Genomic DNA, 21,480 nt, shown 5'->3' on the forward strand with positions numbered 1-21,480 from the left:
CTGTTGCCCTGCCTCCCGGCCGGAATGCTGCCCCATGAGCGAGACGGCTGTCACCGCCATCGTTTTCGACGCCTCCCCGGCGACCCAGGGCGCCAACCAGGTCGCCGCCGCCGGGCAGAAGATCATCGACACGAACCAGGCGGTGGTGACGGCGACGCAGCGCACCATCGACGTGCAGGCGAACATGGAGCGCGCCCTCGCGCGTCTGACGCGGCAGATCGACCCGGCCGCGGCTGCTCAGCAGAAGCTGGAGGCTGGCCAGCGCCTCCTCGAGCGCGCCTTCCAGGCCGGGCGGATCAGCATCGAGGAACACGCCCGTCGTCTTGAGATGCTGGACGCCCGGTATTCGAGGGCGGCGAGTGGCGGGGTCGCATTCTCCGCCGCCAACGACAACGCCGCGACCCGTACCCGCAACTTCGGCTCGATCATCGGGCAGGCTGGCTTCCAGATTCAGGATTTCGCGGTCCAAGTCGGCGCCGGACAGTCGGCGCTTGTCGCCTTCGGCCAACAGGGCTCCCAGCTCCTCGGCATCTTCGGTCCGGCCGGCGCCGTCGCGGGCGCAGCGCTCGCCATCGGCGTGATCGCCGCACAGCTCCTGCTCGGCAAGTCGGCCGCCGACCAGTTCACCGAGGCGATGAAGCGTCAATCGGAAGGGCTGAGCAACGCGGAGCGCGACGCCCAGCGATGGCGCGACGGCCTCGCCGACGAAACGAAGCGGGTCCAGGAGCTGACGGCCTATTACGGCGCGCTCTCCCAGGCCCGGCAGGCACAGGAGCGGCGCCTCTTCGAGCAGGACCGCCAGAACCTCTCCGCGCAGCAGGACGCGCTCCGCAACGACGCGCTCGGCCGCCTGACCACTGACTTCGCGCGAACGCTGCGCGATCAGGTCGAGACGGCACTGGCCGAGGCCCGGCGCAACTATGGCGCCAACTCCGAAGAGTTCCGGATCATCGCGTCTGACCAGGACCTCGCCCGCATGCGCGACATGGCGCAGGCGATCGAGCTCTTTGCCCAGAAGGGCGACGTGTCGCGGGAATCGCTGGCCCAGCTGCGCGATATCCTGCAGCTGCTGGGGGAGGGCAGCGATCTTCTCTCCCAGCGCTTCAGCCGCCAGGCAGGGGCCATCGACGGCCTTAACGACCGGGCGCGCCAGATTGAAGCCGCTATGGAGCAGCTGCGCGCCCGCGCCGCGGCGCTTGGCATCAACATGGGAGGCGCGGCCGACGAGACCGACCGCCTGGGCCGAGCGCTGGCGGCCCTATCCCGGTACGAGGCGGGAGTCGGCGCCAACTTCGGCCAGGAGATCGCCAACCTCCAGCGGCAGATCGCGGCTGCACGTCAGGGGGCCGAGGCGCTGCGCCTGGAGCGTGGGACGCAGGAGCGTGAGAGCCGCCTCGCTATCGAGGTAGAGAAGTATAGCAAGGAGCTGGAGCGGCTTGGCGTTACTGGCGAAGAAGCCGCCCGGCGAATGCAAGAGTTTCGAAACGGCGTTCAGGGCCAGCTCGGCACGATCGGCCGACTGGGCAATGAGCTTCATGGGCTCGAGGATGGATTCCGGAGGAGCGGCCGAAGCGCGCGCGATGCGGCGTCTGACTTCGGCGAGCTGGGGCGCCAGATCAATGGCCTGATCGCGTTCAACGACGCGGACCAGCGCGGCATCCAGGCCGCCATGCGCGCGCTGAACAACACGGCGCTGGATCCCGACCGCCTCGCGAAGGCTCGCCGCGAGGCCGAGCAGCTGATCCAGAGCGCACGCAGTGAAGCGGAGAAGTATGGCGAGGTCCAGGAGCGGCTGCGCGTCCTGCTCGATGGCTCTGCGGAAAGTCAGGAGCTCTACAACCGCGCTGTCGCCGCCGCAGAACCGGCGCAACGCGCCGCGCGCGAGGCCGCCCAGCGGTCGGGCCGCGAGATCGAGCAGGCGAATAAAAGCACCACCGACAACATCGTGCGCTACGGCGCCGAGACGTTCGCCGACCTGTTCGACAAGAACAAGGGCGGCTGGCGGAACATGTGGGAGACGTTCGAGCGCACGGCTCGGAGCACCCTCGCGCGCATCGCTGCCGAACTGGTGCTGCGCCCGATCATTCAGCCGATCGTATCCGGGCTTGGGCTCGGGAGCTTGGGCTCCTCCGGCGGCGGCTTCTCGCTCGGCGGCATCTTTGGCGGAGGATCCACGGCGACGGGGGCCGCAGCGAGTGGCGGCAGTGGCGTCGTAGAGCAGGTCGGAAACCTCTCCAGTGGCAGCACCGTCATGAGAGGGTTGGAAGGCTTCAACCCCGGCAACTACATGAACGGCTCGGCTGTGTTCAACACGGGCTGGAGCGGGCTCGACAACGTCCTGAACACGCCGGTTTTCAGCGGCGCAAACTCCGCCCTTCAGGGGCCCACCGTCTCAGGAGCCGCGCTAGGGTCGAGTGGCTACTCTATCGGCTCCCTCGGTGCCGGCGCCCTCGGTATCGCAGGCGGCCTCTATGGTGCCTATTCGGGCTTCGAGCGCGGCGGTGTGGGCGGTTACACCCAAGCCGCGGGGGGAGCGGCGACCGCGGGCCTTTCCGCGGCGGCGCTCGCTGGCGCGACCGTTCCGGTCGCTGGTTGGATTGCCGCTGCCGTCCTCATGATTGCTGGCGCGCTCCTCCCAGGCCAAAAGCCGTCGAACAAGGGGCAAGAGACCGCGATCGATCTCGTCACGGCCGCCGAGACCTATCGCGGCCTCTCAGGCGAGCGCTATAGCGCGGCCAACCGCGAACAGTCCGCCGCCGCCGCTGGCCGCATCGCGGCTCTTGCCGGGCAACTGGGCGACGCGCTCGGCGGCATCAAGCTCTACACCGATGCCGCGGTAGGTGTGACCTCGGGCCGAGGCGACGGCGATCCGGGCCGCCTGTACCTGCGCGTGGGCAACCAGCGCAATGAATTCGAGAACACCGAAGAGGGTGCGAAGGCGCTCGCCGACCAAGCCACGAAGTTCCTCCTCGACGAGTTCCGGCGCGCGGCCAGCGGCGACATGAAGGGCATCCTCGACGCCTCCGGCACCATCGAGCAGCTGCAGGAGAATCTGACCTGGTACAAGGAGACGTACCAGGTGCTCACGGACACAGCAGAGGCGAGTAGCGCCTTCGCGGACTCGGTGCGGCAAATCGAGGCTGGCTGGCAAACCCAGATCGACAAGGCCACCTCGCTGAGCCTCGCGACCGACAAGCTCATCGCCAAGCGCGACGAGGAGGTCGCGGCCCTCACCAAGCAGCGCGACGCCCAGGTCACCACGATCCGGCAGACGCTGGCGCTGCGCGATGCCATGGCGGCTTCGCAGCCTGCGTGGGAGATCATCACTTCGCTGAGCCAGGCGGCGCAGTGGCAGGCTTGGTCGAGCGAAGTCGAGCAGCTCAAGGCGCAGCTGAAGGACCTCGGCCTGACCAGCGCGGAGGTCGCCGCGCAGGTGGCCGTGCTGCAGCGGGCCCAGGGCGCGGAATACTGGAAGTCGTTCGCGGACTGGGGCGAACAGCTCGACCGCAGCGTCATCACCGACATCCTGCGCGCCACCGGCCGCGCCGCGCAGGCCGACCTCTACGAGTTCGAGGCCGCGGCCAAGAAGCGTGTCGAGACGCTGCGGCAGCAGCTCGCGACCTGGGGCCTGGACGCCGAGACGGTCCAGAAGAAGGTCATGGAGACGCAGGAGGCCATCGCCTACCAGCGGATCGAGCTTGAGAAGCGCGTCGCGGAAGAGGCCGCCGCTGCGCAGGAGGCCGCGGCCGCCGAGGCCAAGGCCGCCTGGGAGGCGGTGCTTTCCGCAGGCCAGTCCATCCGCGGCTGGATCGACCAGCAGCGCGGCAGCACCTCCGCCGGCGTCAGCCCCACCCAGGCGCTGGCCCAGGCCCAGGACCAGTTCGGCCGGGACCTCACCCTCGCGCGTGGCGGCAATCAGGAGGCGTTGGGCCGCATCACCACGACGGCCGACCGGCTGCTGCAGGCCGGCCAGGCCATGTATGCCAGCGGCGATGCGTTCCAGGCGCTCAAGCAGTTTGTGCTCGCCAGCCTTGAGAACCTGCCCGCGACCAAGAGCTACGACGAGCAAATCCTGGAGGAGCTCAAGAAGCTCGGCGGCCGGGTGGATGTCGAAGTCGGCATCGCCGTCGTCCGCACCATCTCCGAGACCCTGAACGCGTTGCCCGACGCGGCCCGTGCCCAGCTGGTGCAGGCGCAGACCGTGGTGCGCAGCATCGAGGACCGCATCGGTCGGTACCTCACGACCGCCGAGCTCAATCGCCTGGTCGATGGCGAAGTCGTGGTCCGTTCCGTCGAGCAGGTCATGGGCCGTAACCTCACCACGCCCGAGCGGTCCAGCCTCGTCGAGAGCGAGAAGATCCTGCTCGCCATCGAGCAGAAGATCGGCCGCAACCTCACCACGGTCGAGCGCGCCTCGCTGGTGCTCGATGACGATATCTCGCGCGACATCTTCCAGCGGTTCGGCCGCAACCTGACCACGGCCGAGCGAGCGGCGCTGGTCCAGGGCGGCGACGTGCTGCGCGACATCGAGCAGCGCATCGGCCGGCAGCTGACGGCGGCCGAGCGTGCCAGCATCGTGGCGGAGGATGAGGTGCTGCGCCTGGTCGAACAGGCGATGGGCCGCAACCTCACCGCCGCCGAGCGTGCCGGGCTGGTGCAGGCGGCCGACGTGACGCGACAGGTCGAGCAGGTGATCGGCCGGAACCTCACGGCCGCCGAGCGGGCCTCCATCCTGCTGCCGGGCGATGTGGCACGAAACATCAAGCAGGCGGTCGAGACGACGGAGACTGTCCAGATCAGCCGGAGCATCGACGACAAGCTCTCCGGCGTCATGTCGGACGTCCGGCACAACACGGAGGTGACGGCGAGCTACCTCAACCGCATCGACGTCTACACCAACCAGGCGCAGCAGCATCTCGCCGTCATGCGGGTGAACCTGAACCAGCTGGCGACCTGGGCAGCCAATGACGGGCTGGTGGTACGCTCCTCTCCCTGGAGCCACGCCAACACCACCGCGATCACGAAATTCGCGGAGGGCGGCCGCGTCTATGGCGGGGTTCCGGGCGTGGACAGCGTGCCGGCGCTGCTGATGCCGGGCGAGGGCGTGCTGCGGAAGGCGGCGATGGACCGGCTGGGCTGGGCCTTCGACGAGCTGCAGCGCGGTGAGCTGCCCGTGCGGCCAGTGGCCGTGCCGGTCTCTGCCCCGCCGGCTGCAGCCAACGACAGCGCTTTGCGGGCCGAGATCGCGCAGATGCGTGGCCAGATCGCTGAACTGGCCGGTCTCGTGAGCCGGCTGGTGGCAGGACAGGCGCATCAGACGGCGGTGATCTCGGCGGTGGGCGAGGAGGCGCGGGAGCAGGGGGCTGAGACCAACGACCTCCTCGCCCGCCAGGAAGCTCACCAGCGGCGGAACGCGGCATGAGCCTGATCCATCTCGTCGAGGTGACGGCCTATGACGCCACGATCCCTGGTACCCGCGTCCTGCGCTACTGCACGGGCCTCGGCTATAACCACCCGAACGCGCCGGGCTTCTACGAGCCCTGCATCCGCGATCCCGGCCAGATCGCGCGCAGCATGTTCGCCTCGCGCACCACGCTGGGCGCCGTCGCGATCGCCAAGGGCGACATCCTGCTGGTGAATCCGGACGGCCTGCTCGATGGGCTGATCGACTGTGGCTTCGACGGCCGGCCCCTCGTCATCAAGGTGGGCGAGGACGCGGCGGCATACTCCAGCTTCGTGACCGTCTTCTCGGGCACCATGCTCCCGCCCCGCTTCTCGTTGCAGGAGGTGCAGCTACGGCTCCGGGACCGGCTCGACGAACTCGGCAAACCGCTGCTCACCACGAAATTCGCCGGCACCAACAGCCTGCCCAACGGCCTCGAAGGCGGCGACGACATCAAAGGCAAGGTCAAGCCGCGGGCCTATGGCGTATCGCGCGAGGTCTCGCCGCCATGCGTGAACACTGCGCGGCTGATCTACCAGCTGAGCGATGGCGCCGTGCAGGCGGTAACCGTCTATGACAACGCCGTCGCCCTCACGGCCGGAGCTGCCTATTCCAGTCAGGCCGATATGGAGGCCAACGCGCCGGCGGCCGGGCAGTACCGGCTCTGGAGCTCCTCCGGCGGCTCCTACATCCGGCTCGGCGCCTCTCCTGTGGGTCAGATCACCGCCGATGTGACCGCCGGCGCGACCAGCGCCGCGCGCACCTCGGCCCAGATCCTCAAGGCCATCGCGATCGCCGCTGGCATTCCCTCGGGAGACATCGTGGCGGGCGATGTGACGGGGCTCGACGCCGCATCCTCGGCCGAGACGGGCATCTGGATCAGCGACGAGATGACGGCGCAGCAGGCCATGGAGGCCGTTGCCCCCTCCGCCGGTGCCTGGTTCGGCTTCGATCGGTTGGGCCAGCTCCGCATGGCCCAGCTCGCCGCGCCCGCCGGAACGCCCGTGGCCACCCTCAAGCGGCTCACCCGCAGCCAGGTGGCCGAGAGCGACACCATCGACCTGCTCGCCTTCGAGCTGGTGACCGGCAATGACGGCGACGACGGGCTGCCCGCCTATCGCGTCACTGTCGAGTACCAGCGCTGCTACACGACCTTCCCTCAGGTGCTCGACGGCACCGTGACCGCCGCGCGCCGGACCTTCCTCAGCAACGAGTACCGCAAGGTGGTGGCCGAGGATCTGACGGTGCAGACCAAGCACCCGAAGTCGCCAGAAATCACCATCCGGACACCGCTGGATGTGACCGCAGCCGCGCAAGCCGAGGCTGACCGTCAGCTCGCCATGCGCAAGGTCCGGCGCGACCGGGCCACGGCCACCATCCGCGCCGATGCGAGCGTGGCCGCGCTGATCGACCTGGGCGTCGTGGTGCGCGTCCAGATCACGCGCTTCGGCTTCTCAGCCGGGAAGCTGTTTCGGGTGATCGGCATCACCCCCCGCCTGGCCGTGGGCGAAATCGACCTCGAGCTGTGGGGCTGACATGGAGCGCTTGATCTTTGGCTTCCCGCGCTGGACGCCCGATGTGACCTGGAGCGGCGGCGGCTGGGAGGTCGCCTATCCCGTGGCCAATCTCGGCGTCCTGCCGCTCAATCGTGTCGCCCGCAGCACGTCGCTGACGACATCGGCCACGCAGTTCACCATGACCTTCTCCGCCCAGCGGCGCGTGCAGCTGCTCGGCCTGGTCCGGCACAACCTCTCCATCCACGCCAAGATGCGCGTGCGCATCTGGAGCGACGCCTCCTCCACCGTGCTTGTCTACGACAGCGGCTGGATCGATGTCTGGCCGCCTGTCTACCTGCCCGCCGACCTGGAGTGGGAGGACGACAATTGGTGGGAGGGCACCTATAGCGCGGCGGAAATCGCCGGCACCTCCGCCACCCGCCCGATCTGGCTCGGCCGCCTCTACTCCGCCCACGTGATCAAGGTCGAGCTCGACGACGTGACCAACGCCGCCGGCTACGTGCAGGTCGGGCTCTGCGAGGTCGCGCAGGGCTGGCAGGTCAGCGTCGATCCCACGCTCGGCTTCGAGGAAGGCTTTCGCTTTCGCACGGAGCAGGCCGACGCCATGGGCGGGGTCCGCTACTTCAATCGCCGCGAGAAGCCCCGGGTAGCGCGCGGCGAGATCGCCGACCTGCCGCGGAACGAGGCCATGGGACGCGGTTATGAGATGTGGCGGCAGTTCGACATCGACACGCCGTTCCTGGTCCTGCCGTTCCCCGACGAGACGCTGCACTGGCTGCGCACCGCCTATCTCGCCCGAAGCGTCGATCCCGGCCGCATCGCATGGGCCGCCGCCAACCGATCCCGTTACCCCATCGCCTATGAGGAGGTCCTATGAGCAGCGCATCCGATCGCCTGGCCGCGCTCACCAACGCCAGCTTCGAGGATGGCGGCCATCGAGCCGCCTTCGTGCCCGCCCTGCACGACGTATCGACGGTGGGCAATGAGGTGGCCGTCAAGGCCGCGGAGGCCGACGCGGACGCCGCGGCCGCCGATGCCGCGCGCATCCTGGCGCAATCCTATCGGGACGCCACGCTGGTGGCGCGCGACGCCGCCATGGCCGCGATTCAGGGCGCGACGGTCGCGCAGCCGGTCGTTCCGCTGATCGGCGTTACCAGCAAGCACGCTGGTCTGACCTTTGCCCGCGGCAGCGCGGCCGTGCTGGTCGAGCCGCCCAGCGGCGCCGTAACCGCCATAACGGAGGTGGCAAGCGGGGTGCCGCGCTATGACGCAACTTATGGCCTGCTGTTGGAGCCGGCCTCGCAGAACGTCGTCACCAATCCGCGCAACGAGGGCGGGACGCCCGGCAGCCCAGGCAGCTACCCGACCGGCTTTGGCGCGCTGGGAAGCCAGGGCGGCATGACGCGCACGCTGGCCTACAACTCCTTGCTCGGGATGACGATGCTCTCGGTGCAGCTGGCGGGCACGGCGAGCAACAGCACGCCCACCGTGGTCGAGGCGACGGTGCGCAACGCCAGCCCCGCGGCGACCGGCCTGCAGAACCGGGTGGCGTCCGCATATCTCCGCATCCGCGCGGGTGCCATCACCAACGTCGCGACTATCCGCTTGCGGGCGCTGGCGCTTAACAGCGGCGGCGCGGCGGTCGGCTCACAGATCAGCGGCGCCAACCAGGTCTCGCTCCTCGACGGATCGCTGCGCCGGGTTGTGCTGCCCTATCAGCTGGCCAATGACGGGACGATCGCCCGCGTCGTCATCGGCGTGGAGATCACCACCACCAACGGCCAGACCAGCGATATCACGCTCGATATCTGGGGCACCCAGGACGAGCCGGACATGCTGAACCCGACGAGCATCATGCTCCCCGTGGTCGGCACGCCCGGCGTTTCCTCCAGCGCTCGAGACACGCTCTCCGGCGCGCTCTCCGGCCTCGGCCTGGATACCTCCGGCCTGACCATCACGGGCCGCTGCCTCATGCCCAATTCGGCCCCGACCGGCGCGGACCAGCAGATCCTGCAGATTGACGGTGGCTCAGACGCCAGCGCCTTTGGCCTGCGCAATCCGGCGGGCGCCACGTCGCTGCTGGGGTCGCGAGCAAATAGCGGAGGCCAGAACACGGCCTCGCTGGGGACGCTGGTGCCTGGCACCGAGTTCAAGTGGGGCATCACGATCAATCGCCTGACCGGCGAGGCGCGGTTCTGCATCAACGGCGGCTCGGTGCTGTCCGTCACGGGCGGCCCCGTCTCGGGCCTCACGACGCTGCGATTCGGCGGCCGCGTCTCGGCTCACACGCTCAACGGCTACCTCAGCAACGCGAACGGCCGGCCTTACTTCGTCAACGACAACACGGGCTTCGCGGCGCTGGTCGCCGCGGCCTGATCGGGAGAAATCGCCATGCTTCGTCGCGCCTACAACTTCCCGAGCAGCGCCGCCGGCATCGCCGCCATCGAGGCGATCCCCGAGGGGGCGGCTGTTGACGTGCAGCGCATCGGTCCGGCCTTCGAGCCCGGCGAGGGCGGCGCGCAGCGGCCCGGCTGGTTCTGCAACATCGACTGGGCTGCAGCTGAGCCTGTCGACTGGGTGGAGCACCGAATTCCTTCGGAGGACGCCCCCAACTGGTGGACCGGGGTTCCTCGCGTCCCCGCGACCGAAGAGGCGCTGGGAGCCTACAGGCAGGCCATCAACGCGCACGTGCAGTCCGTCGCGCAATCACGCAACTACAACGGAGCCGCAACCTGCGCGAGCTACGTGACCGATCCGAACCCGGCCTGGGCAGCGGAAGCCCAGGCGTTCGTGGCCTGGCGCAGCGCGGTCTACCAGCACACCTTCGCTGCACTGGCGGCGGTGCAAGCTGGCGAGATGGAGCCGCCGGCCGTCGAGGCGTTCATTGCCTCGCTGCCGGTGATCGAGTGGCCTGCATGACCCGGCCGCGCATCAACTGGGAGATCAGCATCGGGAACATCCTGTTGATGTGCACGATGGTCTTTAGCGCCACGTACTTCGTCTGGCAGCTCGACAAGAAGGGCGACAGCACGGCCACCGCCGTATCCAACTTCGACGGCCGCCTGACGCGCGAGATGGCTGAGGTGCGTTCGGCCCTTGAGGAGCTGCGGCGCACGGTGAACCCCATCGGTACGCTCAACACCCGCGTGACCGAGACCGAGCGACGGCTGACGGAGCAGGACGCGCGCGACAACGCCCAGGATCAGCGTCTCGGGGTGATGGCGGAAGCGATCGCCTCCCTGCGCGCACGAGTGGAGTACGTCGCGCAGCCCGGCCGGAGAACGGTGCCGTGAGAGCGCTGGCGCTGCTGCTGGCAGTCGCTGCCTGCGCGCCCCGCGCACCAGATCCTCCGCCGGCCGTGTGCCGCATCGCGCCGGTCACCGTCTCGACGCACGACCAGATCACCCCGGCCACCCGCGCCGAGCTGCGCCGGGTGAACCGAGAGCTTCGCCGGCACTGCGCCGGCTGACTAGGACGGCAGGGTCAATCTCCCGGGCTGGGGTCCTGATCCTCAGCCTTCCGTGCGGCTTCGAGCAACGCCTCTGCTGCGCGGAGCTCGTTCGCTGTCGCGTCGAGGTGCAATTGCAGGGCGGCGATCGAGGCGGGCGACAGATCGCGCGACAATTCCCGGAGCGCGCGGCGCTGGCGTTCCAGGCGCAACGATAGCTCCCGGACGAATTGCTCCAGGCGGCGCCGGGTCCCTTCGACCATCGGAAGTTTCCCCTAATTACAATCTTCTAGCTCGCACTTCCCGACGATGGGTCAATGCGGCGGAGCGCGAATTGTTTCGCGCCGCGTGAAATTTCCGGTCCCAGATCCCCGCCGCGGGCAGCGGCATCCCTGACATTGGAGAGAGAGAGATGGAACAGTTCACCCAGGCCCTCTGGGCGCTGGCGGCCGCCGTCGTCACGGCGGTCGGAGGCGTGGCAGTCGCAGCGCTGCGCGACTACGCGACGAACCTCAAGGAGCGCACTGCCAACTTGGTGCAGCAGCGTCTCGGAGAAGGCGCGGCGCGCGTCGCGGGCGAGATCTCGGCGAAGGTCGCGGGCGATCCGGCCGTGACGATGGCCACAGATGCCATGATGCGCGCCGGCGCCGATGCGCTCCGCGAGCGCTTCCCGGACACCGCCGGCCGGCTGCCTGTGGAGACGCTGGAAGGCATGATCCGAGGCGAGCTCGGTAAGCGCGGCGAGGCCGTTGCCCCGAGCATCCCGGCATCCGCCTTCGGGCGGTTGGCCGGTCGCGCATGAGCCCGCCCGTGCTCCGCCGCGGCGCGCGAGGGCCGGAGGTCGCGCGCCTGCAGGGCCTGCTCGGCCAGGTGGCCGATGGCGAATTCGGGCCCGTCACCGAGGCCGCCGTTCGCGACTGGCAGCGGGCGCGTGGGCTGACGGCCGATGGTCTGGTCGGACCGAAGACCTGGGCGGCGCTGGAGGCTGAGGCGGCACCGCCTGTTCCGAAGGCCGGCGGGGTAGAGATCACCGCTGCGCAGATTCGGGAGGGCTTTCCGCGGTGCGCTGATCCCTCCGCGTGGGCCGCTGCATTCTCCTCCGCCTCAGAGCGCTTCCCGGCGTTTAATCGCACGGGCTGGGCCTGCATCCTGGCCAAGGCCAACACCGAGGCTGGTGGCCTCACGCGGTGGGACGAGAACCTGTTCTACACCTCGGCCGAGCAGGTGAAGCGCATGTTCGGTGGCCGGGCCGGCGCGAACCCTGAGAAGCTGCTGCGCAACCCGAGGCTTCTCGGTGATACCGTCTACTCCCACCTGGGCGGCTATGATGGTCGCGGCCTGGGCGTGATCCAGCTCACCGGCCTCGCCAATCACTCCGCCTTCGCGATGGACATGGGCAAGAGCCTGACCGAGGCGCGCGCCTACATGCAGACGATCCCGGGCGCGGCCATGACGGCGCCCTGGTATCTCGACCACTACGGGGCGACGGCGAAGGCCAATGCCGGCGACATGAAGGCCGTGCTGGCGGTGGTGGCGGGGAAGACGGTGGACGGCCTGTCCACCATCTGGACCGCCATCCATGGCGATCAGCAGATGGCCGACTTCGAGCGGTTCCGAAAACTGTTGGGTCGCACTTTAGCTTGAGGTGGCGACCAATCTCGCGATATTTCGAAAGTATCCTTCGCCAACCAACACTTCCAGGCTTCGCAGATCACCCTCCCGATAACCGCCCCGCGTGCCGAGGAGGAAGCTCTCTCCTTTTCGAACGGTTACACGATATTGCTGGGTGCTGTATGTGCCGTGTCCTTGGAACGTACGCCCGAGAAACTCGCATTCCATATCTTCAAGTGCTTCGAAGCGCACGGCGGTGAGAGTTTCACGGCGAAACCACCCGTTCTTGTATGGCGTTCCAACCGTCTTGACGACGAACATTGCATCGGGGTTCCGGACGACTTCCCTATCTTTAGCCGGCCAGGGGGAGTGCCGCGCCAGACTTTTTTTGCAGGCGAGAACGCATAATTTTGGTAACCTGTATTCCGCTGCATGGAGCCGATTATGACTCTCAAAAGCTGGCCACGAAATCTGAACGGCAAAATGGCCCTTCTCGTCCTGGGCGACGCGCCTTTGGGCTATGTCGAGGTTTCGGTAGATGGCAGCTGGATCACCATGACCGTCGAGGATTTTCGTCGGCTACCCGTCTGGATTTCATAGCTTCTCGCTAGCCCTCTTCGGAGCTGGGCATCAGCCGCGGCCGCCCGGCTCGGTGCGAGTGGATGCGGGATGGCGTGCATCCCTCGGCGTCTGGCTGCAGAAGATGGTGGCGGGATGCTGATGTTTTAGCGGCACGTCCGGGCGCGCAGAACAGGGGCCTCTTCGTTCGTACGCAAGCAATCGGCGAAAAATTACAGGCCAGGGGGTGCAGTTTATTTATTTCGGCCGAAATTCCTCCCCCTTGATATAAATTAATTCCATTGCGTATTTTCTCTATGCTTGCATCCGAATCATGCCAGAGTGCCTCGGGAGGCGGAAACTGCCTAGTCAAAAGAAGGCTGCGCCGACGCGGGTTCCGACGTCGCGCGGGATGACCGGAAACCAGCAATTCTGCCTCGTTATCGTAGACCAAGTGGCCCGCATTCTGCGAATGGCCGTGAAGTACGGCTGCTACTTAGGATTAGGGTACTTGTTGTATTTGTGCGTTGTTGAGATGGCCGGCAAGACCACTGTTGTGGATGTCGCTGCGAACTTCTTTCTTCGCACTGCGAAAGGGGGCGTCGTCGGTCTGTCGCTTGGCTTTGCCTTTGCCGCCTCCCTTTGGGCATACGCAGAGCGCAGGACACGGCAGTTGAAGGTTCAGAAGCTGTCTGATCGCATCATCGATTTGGAGCGAAAAGTTGACCCCAATCGAACATCGAGCGGTCTGACGCGTTCTGGGTTGACCCATCCGGAGGATGATCAGGGATGACCGACATGATCAGCAGCCTTGAAGCCGGCCTTGGTGTTCTCTCCTTCGCTGGCATTGTCATTGTGCTCTACGGTCCTTGGCAATGGCTCTGGACCGACCGGTATCGCATGGACCTCTTCGCTGTTCGTGCGAAGCTGTTCGACTTGGCTGCATCAGGCCGAGTTTCTTTTGACGATCCCTTGTATCTCTCAATGCGGTCCAGCCTTAACGCCTCCATTCGGTTTGCGCATCGCGCGACGCTCCTCAGGGTGGTGTGGGGATTGATGGCTACGGCGATATTTAAAATTCCAGTGGGTGTCCCAGTGCTCGTTCAGGCCGTTGAAGGCATTGTAGACCCTCAGCTGCGAGCGGATTTAGATGGGATCATTGCGGAGGCCAGGGATGCCCTCATTAGATCGATGGTGGCACGCTCTCCCATGCTCTGGCTCGTGGTCTTGGTAGCAACCCTCGTGATCATCGTGCGTCGTCACACCATGGACTTCGGGCGCCTGATTCGGGACGCGTCTGCGTTGACGGCTCGGCCGTTCCGCCACATGCAGACCACGGCTGAGGTCGTCGTGCGGCCAAGCCGTCGGCACGCCTAAGTTTTCGGAAGAGCTAGGCCGAGAAGATGCAGCTCAATCGCGAAGCCCCGCCGGAGCAATCCGCGCGGGGCTTTCTGCGTTCATGGGGCATGGAGACCGTCTACATCACCGCGATCCTGGAAGAGGACGGCCTCTGGGCCTGGCGCGTCGCGCGCCCTGGTGAGCCGCCGATCAAGGGCCGCACACGCTTCGACGAAGTTGATGATGCCTGGGCTGCGGCCTGCCGGCGCGCGTGGCCCAGGCGCGCCGCTATCTCGGGCTCCTGATCCGCATCCCCGCCCTCCGGCGCTCCTCTACCCGGCGCCAGGCCTCGCGCGCGGTCTCGGCCGTGGGCTCCCGGCCCAGGCCGTCGCGGAGGCCCTGCCGGGCGAACAGCTTGGCAGCGTGGCCCCAGTCCATGCGCCCGTGATTCAGTACCTCCACAGCCTCGGCATGGTGCGCGCTTAGCCACTCGACCAGCGAGCATCGCTCCCAGCGCCGGTCCATCTCCTCGAGGAGGCCGAGGCGAAAACGCTCCTGCAGGTGGTCGCTCATCAACGCCTCCTGTCGATCGGGACGATTCGCAACGCGGGCCCGCTTTCGCGGTTGCCCGGTTCCGTGCCCGGGCCCACCTTCGGCCCATGTGCAACCTGTACTCCCACATGCGCAGCCAGGCCGAGATCCGCGCTGCGGCCCGCGCCATGCGGGACGGCCTGGGCAACCTGCCGCCCATGCCGGGGATCTACCCCGACTATTCGGCGCCGATCGTGCGGACCGGCCCAGATGGGGTGCGCGAGCTGGCACTGGCCCGCTGGGGCCTGCCGACGCCGCCGAGCATGCTGTCCGGCTCGGGCCGCGACCCAGGCGTCACGAATGTCCGCAACGCCAAGAGCCCGCACTGGCGGCGCTGGCTGGGCGTCGAGAACCGGTGCCTTGTGCCCTTCACCAGCTTCTCGGAACCCGGCCGGAACCCCGAGACAGGCAAATCCGAGCCGGTGTGGTTCTCCTTCGGCGAGGAGCGGCCGCTCGCGTTCTTCGCTGGCATCTGGGTGCCGCAGTGGACCAGCACCCGGAAAGTGAAGACCGGGCCCGAGACGATCGACCTCTTCGCCTTCCTGACCTGCCAGCCCAACGACGAGGTCGGCGCTATCCACCCCAAGGCCATGCCCGTGATCCTCACCGACGCCGAGCAGTTCGAGTATTGGATGACAGCGCCGGCGGCCGACGCGCTGTTGCTGCAACGGCCATTGCCGGACGGCGCCCTGCGCATTGTCGCGCGGGGTGGCCGCCAGGATCCTCCCGCCGCGCCCGAGCCGGCGGCCCAGGGAAGCTTGCTGTTGTGATCGAGCGAGACTTTGAGGTGCTGGCTCGGGTCAATGAGGCTGAGCGGGTGCTGGAGGCCTACATCGATGCCTTCCCGCTGCGCGGAGACGTGATCACGCGGGTGGCGGCCCTGCTCCGGCAATGGGAGCAGTCGCTGGACTCCAATACGTTTCGACGCTGCACCTTCGCTCTGCTCGATCGGCTCGGTGGCGCGGTGAGCGGCCTGGCAGATCTGTATTCGGGGGAGGGCGCTCTGTTTCGGCCGGCTGGCTACAACCCGGCGCTGGAGGCCGCGCGCCTGGAGATGTGGGAAGTCGCGGAAGCTGCCGTTCGCGCCATCGCCTCCTACCGTTGGCAGAACCAAGCGCAGTTGCATTGAAGCGGGCGTCGGCGAGCCCCCGCCGGGGCCGGGGTGCTGCTGATGGCGGCCCTCGCCCTTAGAACAAGCCGGGATTCCGAGCCGATCTGCTACCGATTGGTGCCCTAGCTCATGGCTCATTTGGTACCTTTACGGCGCCCGACACCCCAGACCTAGCGGCTTGCTTCGCGCTCCATGTTCTCTTTATGTTCTCTCATCACTCGGAACGTGAAGAGGGGCATTTCGACCGATGCCGGATGGGCAGCATGACGCGCGCCCGCCCTTGGGGCTGGCTGTTTCGGCGGTCGCGCTTGATGTCATGCGCGGAGCCGCTGAAGCGATCCGCCAGCGCGGCCGTGATCCAGCTTCTGCCCTCCGGGACCTCGCCTGGGGGCTCCATCCTGCTCTCGAGGCCGCGGCGATCGACGAGGCCGTGGCCCACGTCCTGGCGGGCCACTGATGGCCGCGAACATGCGCGGACCGAAGCGCGTCGATCCGCTCTACATGCGGTGGGACGACATCCTGAAGGTCAGCTGCACGTCCTGCGCCCGCAGCGCCTCCGCTCCGGTCTCGTGCTGGGCGGAGGGGTGGCGGTTGTCGGATCGGCTACGCCTGGATGACCTGATGCAGAAGCTCTATTGCTCAGAGTGCGGTGGCCGGCGGCTCGCGTTCGACCTGGTGCAGCAGGAAGGCCCGACCGGACGCGGCGAAGCCCGTCTCGCATCCTGCACACCTCGGAGTGTCATCACACTCGTCTGCGAGCCATGTGGGCGGCGGTGTCAGTTCCGGCGCGAGATGCTGGTGAAGCGCTTCGGCATCGGTGCCGGCATGTCGGCAATCAGGCTCGCGCTCTTCGCCGATTGCCCCCGCATACGATCGATCAATGAGGCGTGCGGGGCAACTTATGAGGATCCATTGCCGTGGGCTCGGCGATGACTGCGAGAGAAACCCAAAAGCCGCCGGCCACAACGACGGGGAACACGATTGATAAAGACCTCAGGGGCACGATGCCGCATGGCCTTTGCAGCATCCGCTTTCTTATTCGCCCTTGCCCTCGCGGCGGTCCCACCGGTGCCTGCGGCGCAGCGTTGCCGTGCGGTCGATGGCGATACGATCCGCTGTGGTGCCGAAAGCATCCGTATTCAGGGTCTGGACGCACCCGAGATGCGCGGTCGCTGTCCTTCGGAATCCCATGCCGCTCGACAGGCCAAGGAGCGTCTTGCCCAGCTCATAGGAAGCGGGCTCACAATCGAGCGGCATGGCCGCGACCGTTACCGGCGAACGCTGGCCGTTGTGCGGGACCGGCGGGGACGCGAGGTAGCGGCCGTCATGGTGCGTGAAGGCCATGCACGGCCGTACAACGGTCGCACGAGGCGATTGGGGTGGTGTTCCAGTTAACTGTCCGCTTCAAAAATTCTTGAACGGACTCGCTCTGACGCGGTCGTCTTTGCGGAAGGGGGGGCGGCGATGAAGGGTGGGGAGAGGCCAACTGGCGGCGGACAATCGATGAAATGATAGCCCCCGAAGGGCCTCGGCCATGGATCTGATGCCGTTCACTACTGCCGTGGATCGGTTCTTAGCTGCGCCTAAGCAAGCTACCGGTTCATTTGAATGGCAACCAGCGCCAAAGCCACCTGATCAGTCAGGATTTTGGAATCTCGTGGTAGGGGGCAAGGTCTCCCCCCACAAAATAAGAATCGTCGCCCGGCTTGGCATGCCGGCTCGCTGCTTTTGCGTGATGGTGCTGTTTGAGTGGATGACGGAGCTTGTCCCAATAACACGGCTGAACGTCGACCCAGAGCAGCAGGAGCATATCAACCGACCGCCCCGACCTCCCGGCGTGCCCGGACTAATAACGGGCTGCCGAGAATTTCCATGGCGCCTCAACCGCGGGACGTTCAGCCCGCATATGCGCCACCTGCCGTTCGCTATTCCTCTGGCCGAGGAACATCACCACTTTCATGCCGCGATCGCCTACCATACCGCCGCAGCGGGGATCGATCTTTCAGCTGTGGCGCTACCGGATTACCCCCGCCGCGAAGGGCTATTTTAATGGTGTTGGCATTCGGCAAACGCAGCGAGCAGAAGGGGCTTTCCCCCAACACGGTCGTTCGGCCTGTCGCCCGAGTGTCCGGCTCGCACCTCCTAGTGCCTACGGACGTGATGTTGCCGAACGGGGCGACTGTACTTGTGTTCCTCGATAGTGGGCAAGCAGGCGCACGCGTCACGGCGATGGATGGAGGCGCCGCCCTTGCTCAGGTCACCGACGCTGGACGGGAGGTCACGCCGGCGGTCTTCGCTGCGGCCAGGGGCGCTGCCAAGCCGTTCGGGCTAAGCCTGGAAGGGACGATTCTTCGGTCGGCTCCCGAGGCGCTGGAGGATGCAAGGACGGCGATTCTACTTCTGGCCAACGGTGCGCGCGCTGTCGCTGACGCGGCCCTCGCAGCCGCCAGAAAGCAAGACCGGCAACGCTTCCGAGATCGCGTCCGCGCGGAACTCACTCGAATTTTCGCCGATGCGATGGTTCGACCGCATGCCAGCTTTTCCGGAGAGAGCCAGGAGCGCCACAATTTCGATTGGCTGGTCAGTATCTCGCCGGACTTGCAGCTTGCTATCGATACACCGGTCCCTGAGCACGCCTCTATCGCAGCCGCCGTTATGCGGAATCTCGATGTAGGCAAGCGTCACGTGCGAGGCCTGCGCCAAGCAATAGCCTACTCAGAGGACGACGGTTGGACGGCTTCTGAGTTAGCGCAGCTGCGGCTCGCCAATGTCCCGATCATACCTGCGCCGGCTCTGGAGGCCTCATTGCGGGATCTGGCTGATGAGCGCGTGATCGACTGAAGGCCCACCATGAAGGCGGCAAGGTCGCGGAAGACCGAAGCCGGAAACCGTCCGCGTCTCGGACGGTAGCACCCTCAGCGCTCTCTCCGGCATCGGCATCCTTGGAATTTTCGGCCGGTCGCTAGACGTGGCCAAACCGTGGCTCAAGCAAATCCGGCGCGGCCACCTGCAACGTCCGCCGCCGCACCGCCCGTGTCGTCGCCATCTATTCCGAGTCCAATGCCCGCATCGCTAGGCTCGCGGGAGATATCGGCGCGCGATGTCTTTGCATGCGCGAGCCAGCGCTTGGGTGCTCCGCGCGCGATCGCCTCCTATCGCTTGCAGAATCAGGCGCAGCTGCATTGAGCTGGTGCCTGGGCGCCCCGGAACGCGACGTTGCGGAACTGCCGTCAGGGGTAGCGCCAGGTCCGCAAGCTTTTCGCTATCGGGATCAGCCTACGATCAGCAGCCCGCGTCCAGGCGAAAACGCGCGCAGAGCGCTTCCGATTCAGCTTTCAACTCTCGGTCAACTAGACGAACCAAATCGAGGAACTGTTTTTCGGGCGGCGAGAAGCTTCGCTGCCGGAGCCAGACCATGGCAGGATGAACGGACAGCCAGGTCGCCCGCCAGGGGAGAACGACAATCTGTCCGGCGTCCACGGCAGGCCTCGCCATGGCGGCAGTGACGGCAGCAACCAGATCGGAATGCGGCAGGGCGGATAGGCCAACGGTCGGGCTCTCCTGCACCAAAGCAGGAAAAGCCGGGTGAGGCTTTCCGTCTGATCTCGCACCGGCACGTGCTTCTGCCATTGGGGCGTAAACCGCTGCAGGGATGCGGCTGATCATGATCAGCGGATGGGAGAGAATATCCGCCAAGCCGATCCTCGAAAGCTTAGTCAAAGGGTGCCCGGGTCGGACCACGAAGACGCCAGGATGAGGATGCAGCCTTTCCAGTTCCAGGGCTGGATCCTCGCGAGCGCTGCGAATGTCCATCACGCCGATAGCAGCCTCGCGGCTATGGATGATCGCAGGCAGATCAGCCCAGTTCACTGAGAGAAGCCGCGTCCGGATTTGCGGTTGGAGCGCGACCAGTCGCCCAGCTGCGATCTGACAGACCGACTCGGCCATGTATGCGCCCGCGGCTATCGTCAGACTGCGGATATGGTTACCGCGCAGGTCCTCCGTATCGCGATTGAGGCGGTCCATCCGCTCCAGGATATCCGTTGCCTGGGCAATTACGGTCAAACCCAGGTCGGTAGCGATCGTGCCCCGCCCGCTCCGATCGAAGAGATGGCCACGCACTCGCGCCTCCAGGGAGGCGAGTTGCCGGGTCAGGCCGGGTTGCCCAACACCGAGGGCCCGAGCTGCCCGGGCCAAGCTCCCGTGCTGATGGATGGCCTGAACCATTCGCAGGTCTCGGATCTCGTACATATGTCCGTCCGGCTATGATGAACTTGCATAATCAGCATAAGCGCGAACCCGACTGATGTGACAGCATGCACTTCAACCGAGGCCACACTCGGAAATGCCGGCATTTCATTTGGTTGGGTAAAGACGGGAGAGGGGCCGAAGGCCCGGTCAGTTTGCATGAACGGGGTGCGCGCAGTGCTCCCGTAGCCAGCGGTCTGTGCCTGGAGGCCGTTTCTCGGCCCCCCGAGGTGCGCGACCGTGCCTCGGATTGATTGGGCCTCTTCGCCTTGCGGTTCGATGTTGTTCAGATCGGCCCAATCCCCCGTTGCCCGTCATCAGTTCTTGCTCGGCAATAGGAGAGATCGCCATGGCCACCTATGATACGGTCTACTACACGACGGGCACTTACGATTCCGGCACGGGGATTTTTACAGCAGATGGAACCGGCAGCGTCGCCGGAAACAACACAACCACCGACAACGAAGGCAGCGGCCAGCCTGGCGAGACGACGTTCGAAGTTGGGGATAATCTGACAGCGACTGGCGACAACGGCGGCGGTGGCCAGTATGTGGGCCATACTGGAGACGGCTTTGTCGCAGAGCAGGGTGGATCGTACTACTACTTCTCGAACTCCCCACTGCCTCCGGGCGGCACCACGCCGGTCGACCCCGGCGATTTCGCGGTCTGCTTTCTAGGTGGCACTCTCATCGCGGCGCCAGGCGGCCCTCGCACCGTCGAGACATTGGTGATCGGTGATCGCGTTCTCACAGCGTCCGGCGATGTGCGGCTGGTTAAGTGGATCGGACGGCAAGAAGTCGTGGCTGTTTTCGCGCCGCCCCTAAAGTCATTCCCTGTTCGGATTGCGCGCGGTGCGCTCGCGGAAAACGTACCGGCCCGCGACCTCTACGTCTCACCTGCTCATGGAATCGTGCTCGATGGGCTTCTGGTGGAAGCAGCCTCACTGGTGAACGGAACGACCATCACCCGCGTGCTGAATCCCGAGCCGCGCTTCGTTTGGTACCATATCGAGACTGAGGATCATGCGATCATCCTCGCGGAAGGTGCGCCAGTCGAAACCTTCCTCGACAGCGTGACGCGCGCCAGATTCGACAACTTTTCCGAGTTCATCGCGCTCTACGGCGAGCAGGATCAACAAAAGGAAGAATTCGCGGCGCCTCGTGTGAAGAGCGCGCGCCAACTTCCTGCCGCCATACGCATCAAACTCGCGAAGCGGGCCGAGGCGCTGGGCCATGTCATGCAAGCGACGGCTTGAACCTCGCCCCGCTGAGGGAACTCGCCCTTAGCCGGCCCTGCCCGAAACTCCCCATCCTCTCGGCATCGATCAACGGCATCCAACTGCTAACAGGAGAGCGTCGTCACATGGCCCACAATCAATCGCGCAGGGGAATCCTTCTCGGTGGCGCGGCCGGCATCGCGGGCGCAGCCGGGCCCATCCACCTGGCGCAGGCGCAGCAAGCCGCACCTGCCGCAGTGGCCCCCGCAGCGGGTACCAAGCCGAACATCATCGTCATCTGGGGGGACGATGTCGGCCAGTCGAACATCAGCTACTGGACGCGCGGCCTGATGGGCTATCGCACGCCCAACATCGATCGCGTCTTCAACGAAGGCATGG

25 protein-coding genes and 1 pseudogene are annotated in these 21,480 nt (G+C 66.3%); 21 read left to right on the top strand and 5 right to left on the bottom strand.

What is annotated here, in order from left to right; all coding sequences use genetic code 11:
* Window positions 1-34: 34 nt before the first annotated feature.
* The 7 genes from WJM96_RS16285 to WJM96_RS16315 are packed head-to-tail and all read left to right on the top strand — an operon-like array spanning window position 35 to window position 10,429.
* On the top strand, window positions 35-5,422 hold the full coding sequence (locus tag WJM96_RS16285) for a hypothetical protein (protein WP_424813573.1): 5,388 nt from the start codon (window positions 35-37) through the stop codon (window positions 5,420-5,422).
* Window positions 5,419-6,978 (top strand): hypothetical protein, encoded by a 1,560-nt coding sequence (locus WJM96_RS16290; protein ID WP_424813574.1) that lies wholly within the window; start codon window positions 5,419-5,421, stop codon window positions 6,976-6,978. The genes WJM96_RS16285 and WJM96_RS16290 overlap by 4 nt, the downstream gene beginning before the upstream one ends.
* Before the next feature lies 1 nt (window position 6,979).
* Window positions 6,980-7,837: a hypothetical protein gene (locus WJM96_RS16295; protein ID WP_424813575.1), complete on the top strand. Its 858-nt coding sequence runs from the start codon at window positions 6,980-6,982 to the stop codon at window positions 7,835-7,837.
* The gene (locus WJM96_RS16300; RefSeq protein ID WP_424813576.1) at window positions 7,834-9,336 is read left to right on the top strand and encodes a hypothetical protein; all 1,503 of its coding nucleotides are present in this window, start codon (window positions 7,834-7,836) and stop codon (window positions 9,334-9,336) included. Before WJM96_RS16295 ends, WJM96_RS16300 begins: the two co-directional genes overlap by 4 nt.
* A gap of 15 nt (window positions 9,337-9,351) precedes the next feature.
* The gene (locus WJM96_RS16305; RefSeq protein ID WP_424813577.1) at window positions 9,352-9,879 is read left to right on the top strand and encodes a hypothetical protein; all 528 of its coding nucleotides are present in this window, start codon (window positions 9,352-9,354) and stop codon (window positions 9,877-9,879) included.
* Window positions 9,876-10,253, top strand: a complete 378-nt coding sequence (locus WJM96_RS16310) for a hypothetical protein (RefSeq protein ID WP_424813578.1) — start codon at window positions 9,876-9,878, stop codon at window positions 10,251-10,253. The genes WJM96_RS16305 and WJM96_RS16310 overlap by 4 nt, the downstream gene beginning before the upstream one ends.
* Window positions 10,250-10,429: a hypothetical protein gene (locus WJM96_RS16315; protein ID WP_424813579.1), complete on the top strand. Its 180-nt coding sequence runs from the start codon at window positions 10,250-10,252 to the stop codon at window positions 10,427-10,429. The genes WJM96_RS16310 and WJM96_RS16315 overlap by 4 nt, the downstream gene beginning before the upstream one ends.
* Window positions 10,430-10,443: 14 nt before the next feature.
* Here WJM96_RS16315 and WJM96_RS16320 read toward each other — a convergent pair whose 3' ends face one another.
* Window positions 10,444-10,671 (bottom strand): hypothetical protein, encoded by a 228-nt coding sequence (locus WJM96_RS16320; RefSeq protein WP_424813580.1) that lies wholly within the window; start codon window positions 10,669-10,671, stop codon window positions 10,444-10,446.
* A 149-nt stretch (window positions 10,672-10,820) separates the two neighbouring features.
* Between WJM96_RS16320 and WJM96_RS16325 the strand changes: the two genes are divergently transcribed.
* Together WJM96_RS16325 and WJM96_RS16330 are read left to right on the top strand one after the other, a co-directional pair.
* Window positions 10,821-11,210, top strand: a complete 390-nt coding sequence (locus WJM96_RS16325) for a hypothetical protein (RefSeq protein WP_424813581.1) — start codon at window positions 10,821-10,823, stop codon at window positions 11,208-11,210.
* A gap of 8 nt (window positions 11,211-11,218) precedes the next feature.
* Window positions 11,219-12,052: a peptidoglycan-binding domain-containing protein gene (locus WJM96_RS16330; protein WP_424813582.1), complete on the top strand. Its 834-nt coding sequence runs from the start codon at window positions 11,219-11,221 to the stop codon at window positions 12,050-12,052.
* Here WJM96_RS16330 and WJM96_RS16335 read toward each other — a convergent pair.
* Window positions 12,044-12,340 (bottom strand): hypothetical protein, encoded by a 297-nt coding sequence (locus WJM96_RS16335; RefSeq protein ID WP_424813583.1) that lies wholly within the window; start codon window positions 12,338-12,340, stop codon window positions 12,044-12,046. The two genes, WJM96_RS16330 and WJM96_RS16335, sit on opposite strands and share 9 nt — an antisense overlap.
* Window positions 12,341-12,463: 123 nt before the next feature.
* Between WJM96_RS16335 and WJM96_RS16340 the strand changes: the two genes are divergently transcribed.
* The 4 genes from WJM96_RS16340 to WJM96_RS16355 all read left to right on the top strand — a co-directional run bounded on the left by WJM96_RS16340 (window position 12,464) and on the right by WJM96_RS16355 (window position 14,220).
* Window positions 12,464-12,619: a hypothetical protein gene (locus tag WJM96_RS16340; protein ID WP_424813584.1), complete on the top strand. Its 156-nt coding sequence runs from the start codon at window positions 12,464-12,466 to the stop codon at window positions 12,617-12,619.
* Between the two features lie 370 nt (window positions 12,620-12,989).
* A complete protein-coding gene (locus WJM96_RS16345; protein ID WP_424813585.1) occupies window positions 12,990-13,370 on the top strand; it encodes a hypothetical protein in 381 nt (126 codons plus the stop codon).
* Window positions 13,367-13,954 (top strand): hypothetical protein, encoded by a 588-nt coding sequence (locus tag WJM96_RS16350; protein WP_424813586.1) that lies wholly within the window; start codon window positions 13,367-13,369, stop codon window positions 13,952-13,954. Before WJM96_RS16345 ends, WJM96_RS16350 begins: the two co-directional genes overlap by 4 nt.
* Window positions 13,955-13,980: 26 nt before the next feature.
* Window positions 13,981-14,220, top strand: a complete 240-nt coding sequence (locus tag WJM96_RS16355) for a hypothetical protein (RefSeq protein WP_424813587.1) — start codon at window positions 13,981-13,983, stop codon at window positions 14,218-14,220.
* Here the strand turns inward: WJM96_RS16355 and WJM96_RS16360 are convergent.
* A complete protein-coding gene (locus tag WJM96_RS16360; protein ID WP_424813588.1) occupies window positions 14,204-14,488 on the bottom strand; it encodes a hypothetical protein in 285 nt (94 codons plus the stop codon). The genes WJM96_RS16355 and WJM96_RS16360 overlap by 17 nt on opposite strands.
* 86 nt (window positions 14,489-14,574) lie before the next feature.
* Between WJM96_RS16360 and WJM96_RS16365 the strand changes: the two genes are divergently transcribed.
* On the top strand, window positions 14,575-15,276 hold the full coding sequence (locus tag WJM96_RS16365) for an SOS response-associated peptidase (RefSeq protein WP_424813589.1): 702 nt from the start codon (window positions 14,575-14,577) through the stop codon (window positions 15,274-15,276).
* Window positions 15,273-15,635, top strand: a complete 363-nt coding sequence (locus tag WJM96_RS16370) for a hypothetical protein (protein WP_424813590.1) — start codon at window positions 15,273-15,275, stop codon at window positions 15,633-15,635. The genes WJM96_RS16365 and WJM96_RS16370 overlap by 4 nt, the downstream gene beginning before the upstream one ends.
* Before the next feature lie 196 nt (window positions 15,636-15,831).
* On the opposite strand, the gene WJM96_RS16375 is transcribed toward WJM96_RS16370, so the two are convergent.
* On the bottom strand, window positions 15,832-16,071 hold the full coding sequence (locus WJM96_RS16375) for a hypothetical protein (protein WP_424813591.1): 240 nt from the start codon (window positions 16,069-16,071) through the stop codon (window positions 15,832-15,834).
* A 2-nt stretch (window positions 16,072-16,073) separates the two neighbouring features.
* On the opposite strand from WJM96_RS16375, the gene WJM96_RS16380 reads away from it, so the two are divergent.
* The 4 genes from WJM96_RS16380 to WJM96_RS16395 all read left to right on the top strand — a co-directional run bounded on the left by WJM96_RS16380 (window position 16,074) and on the right by WJM96_RS16395 (window position 18,458).
* Window positions 16,074-16,550, top strand: a complete 477-nt coding sequence (locus WJM96_RS16380) for a hypothetical protein (protein ID WP_424813592.1) — start codon at window positions 16,074-16,076, stop codon at window positions 16,548-16,550.
* Window positions 16,551-16,778: 228 nt separating this feature from the next.
* Window positions 16,779-17,012: a thermonuclease family protein gene (locus WJM96_RS16385; RefSeq protein WP_424813609.1), complete on the top strand. Its 234-nt coding sequence runs from the start codon at window positions 16,779-16,781 to the stop codon at window positions 17,010-17,012.
* A 139-nt stretch (window positions 17,013-17,151) separates the two neighbouring features.
* On the top strand, window positions 17,152-17,667 hold the full coding sequence (locus tag WJM96_RS16390; protein WP_424813593.1) for a hypothetical protein: 516 nt from the start codon (window positions 17,152-17,154) through the stop codon (window positions 17,665-17,667).
* Window positions 17,667-18,458 carry a hypothetical protein gene (locus WJM96_RS16395; protein WP_424813594.1) on the top strand — a complete coding sequence of 264 codons (792 nt, stop codon included), beginning with the start codon at window positions 17,667-17,669 and terminating at the stop codon, window positions 18,456-18,458. Before WJM96_RS16390 ends, WJM96_RS16395 begins: the two co-directional genes overlap by 1 nt.
* A 441-nt stretch (window positions 18,459-18,899) precedes the next feature.
* On the opposite strand, the gene WJM96_RS16400 is transcribed toward WJM96_RS16395, so the two are convergent.
* A complete protein-coding gene (locus WJM96_RS16400; RefSeq protein WP_424813595.1) occupies window positions 18,900-19,868 on the bottom strand; it encodes a LysR family transcriptional regulator in 969 nt (322 codons plus the stop codon).
* Between the two features lie 346 nt (window positions 19,869-20,214).
* Here WJM96_RS16400 and WJM96_RS16405 point away from each other — a divergent pair, with 346 nt between their 5' ends.
* Both WJM96_RS16405 and WJM96_RS16410 read left to right on the top strand, forming a co-directional pair.
* Window positions 20,215-21,120 (top strand): Hint domain-containing protein, encoded by a 906-nt coding sequence (locus WJM96_RS16405; RefSeq protein WP_424813596.1) that lies wholly within the window; start codon window positions 20,215-20,217, stop codon window positions 21,118-21,120.
* Window positions 21,117-21,480, top strand: a pseudogene (locus WJM96_RS16410) (hypothetical protein); the annotation flags it as partial. The gene WJM96_RS16405 and the pseudogene WJM96_RS16410, both read left to right, overlap by 4 nt.

Source organism: Roseococcus sp. YIM B11640 (genome assembly GCF_049727625.1).
GTDB lineage: Bacteria > Pseudomonadota > Alphaproteobacteria > Acetobacterales > Acetobacteraceae > Roseococcus.

What these genes read in the sequence shown, in the direction of transcription:
- WJM96_RS16400 (WP_424813595.1), bottom strand. Translation starts at nt 19,868, where the DNA reads ATGTACGAGATCCGAGACCTGCGAATGGTTCAGGCCATCCATCAGCAC.
- WJM96_RS16390 (WP_424813593.1), top strand. Translation starts at nt 17,152, where the DNA reads ATGGATCTGATGCCGTTCACTACTGCCGTGGATCGGTTCTTAGCTGCG.
- WJM96_RS16355 (WP_424813587.1), top strand. Translation starts at nt 13,981, where the DNA reads ATGCAGCTCAATCGCGAAGCCCCGCCGGAGCAATCCGCGCGGGGCTTT.
- WJM96_RS16365 (WP_424813589.1), top strand. Translation starts at nt 14,575, where the DNA reads ATGTGCAACCTGTACTCCCACATGCGCAGCCAGGCCGAGATCCGCGCT.
- WJM96_RS16395 (WP_424813594.1), top strand. Translation starts at nt 17,667, where the DNA reads ATGGTGTTGGCATTCGGCAAACGCAGCGAGCAGAAGGGGCTTTCCCCC.
- WJM96_RS16360 (WP_424813588.1), bottom strand. Translation starts at nt 14,488, where the DNA reads ATGAGCGACCACCTGCAGGAGCGTTTTCGCCTCGGCCTCCTCGAGGAG.
- WJM96_RS16300 (WP_424813576.1), top strand. Translation starts at nt 7,834, where the DNA reads ATGAGCAGCGCATCCGATCGCCTGGCCGCGCTCACCAACGCCAGCTTC.
- WJM96_RS16320 (WP_424813580.1), bottom strand. Translation starts at nt 10,671, where the DNA reads ATGGTCGAAGGGACCCGGCGCCGCCTGGAGCAATTCGTCCGGGAGCTA.
- WJM96_RS16405 (WP_424813596.1), top strand. Translation starts at nt 20,215, where the DNA reads ATGGCCACCTATGATACGGTCTACTACACGACGGGCACTTACGATTCC.
- WJM96_RS16325 (WP_424813581.1), top strand. Translation starts at nt 10,821, where the DNA reads ATGGAACAGTTCACCCAGGCCCTCTGGGCGCTGGCGGCCGCCGTCGTC.
- WJM96_RS16335 (WP_424813583.1), bottom strand. Translation starts at nt 12,340, where the DNA reads ATGTTCGTCGTCAAGACGGTTGGAACGCCATACAAGAACGGGTGGTTT.
- WJM96_RS16385 (WP_424813609.1), top strand. Translation starts at nt 16,779, where the DNA reads ATGCGCGGTCGCTGTCCTTCGGAATCCCATGCCGCTCGACAGGCCAAG.
- WJM96_RS16350 (WP_424813586.1), top strand. Translation starts at nt 13,367, where the DNA reads ATGACCGACATGATCAGCAGCCTTGAAGCCGGCCTTGGTGTTCTCTCC.
- WJM96_RS16310 (WP_424813578.1), top strand. Translation starts at nt 9,876, where the DNA reads ATGACCCGGCCGCGCATCAACTGGGAGATCAGCATCGGGAACATCCTG.
- WJM96_RS16340 (WP_424813584.1), top strand. Translation starts at nt 12,464, where the DNA reads ATGACTCTCAAAAGCTGGCCACGAAATCTGAACGGCAAAATGGCCCTT.
- WJM96_RS16285 (WP_424813573.1), top strand. Translation starts at nt 35, where the DNA reads ATGAGCGAGACGGCTGTCACCGCCATCGTTTTCGACGCCTCCCCGGCG.
- WJM96_RS16305 (WP_424813577.1), top strand. Translation starts at nt 9,352, where the DNA reads ATGCTTCGTCGCGCCTACAACTTCCCGAGCAGCGCCGCCGGCATCGCC.
- WJM96_RS16290 (WP_424813574.1), top strand. Translation starts at nt 5,419, where the DNA reads ATGAGCCTGATCCATCTCGTCGAGGTGACGGCCTATGACGCCACGATC.
- WJM96_RS16295 (WP_424813575.1), top strand. Translation starts at nt 6,980, where the DNA reads ATGGAGCGCTTGATCTTTGGCTTCCCGCGCTGGACGCCCGATGTGACC.
- WJM96_RS16380 (WP_424813592.1), top strand. Translation starts at nt 16,074, where the DNA reads ATGGCCGCGAACATGCGCGGACCGAAGCGCGTCGATCCGCTCTACATG.
- WJM96_RS16345 (WP_424813585.1), top strand. Translation starts at nt 12,990, where the DNA reads ATGACCGGAAACCAGCAATTCTGCCTCGTTATCGTAGACCAAGTGGCC.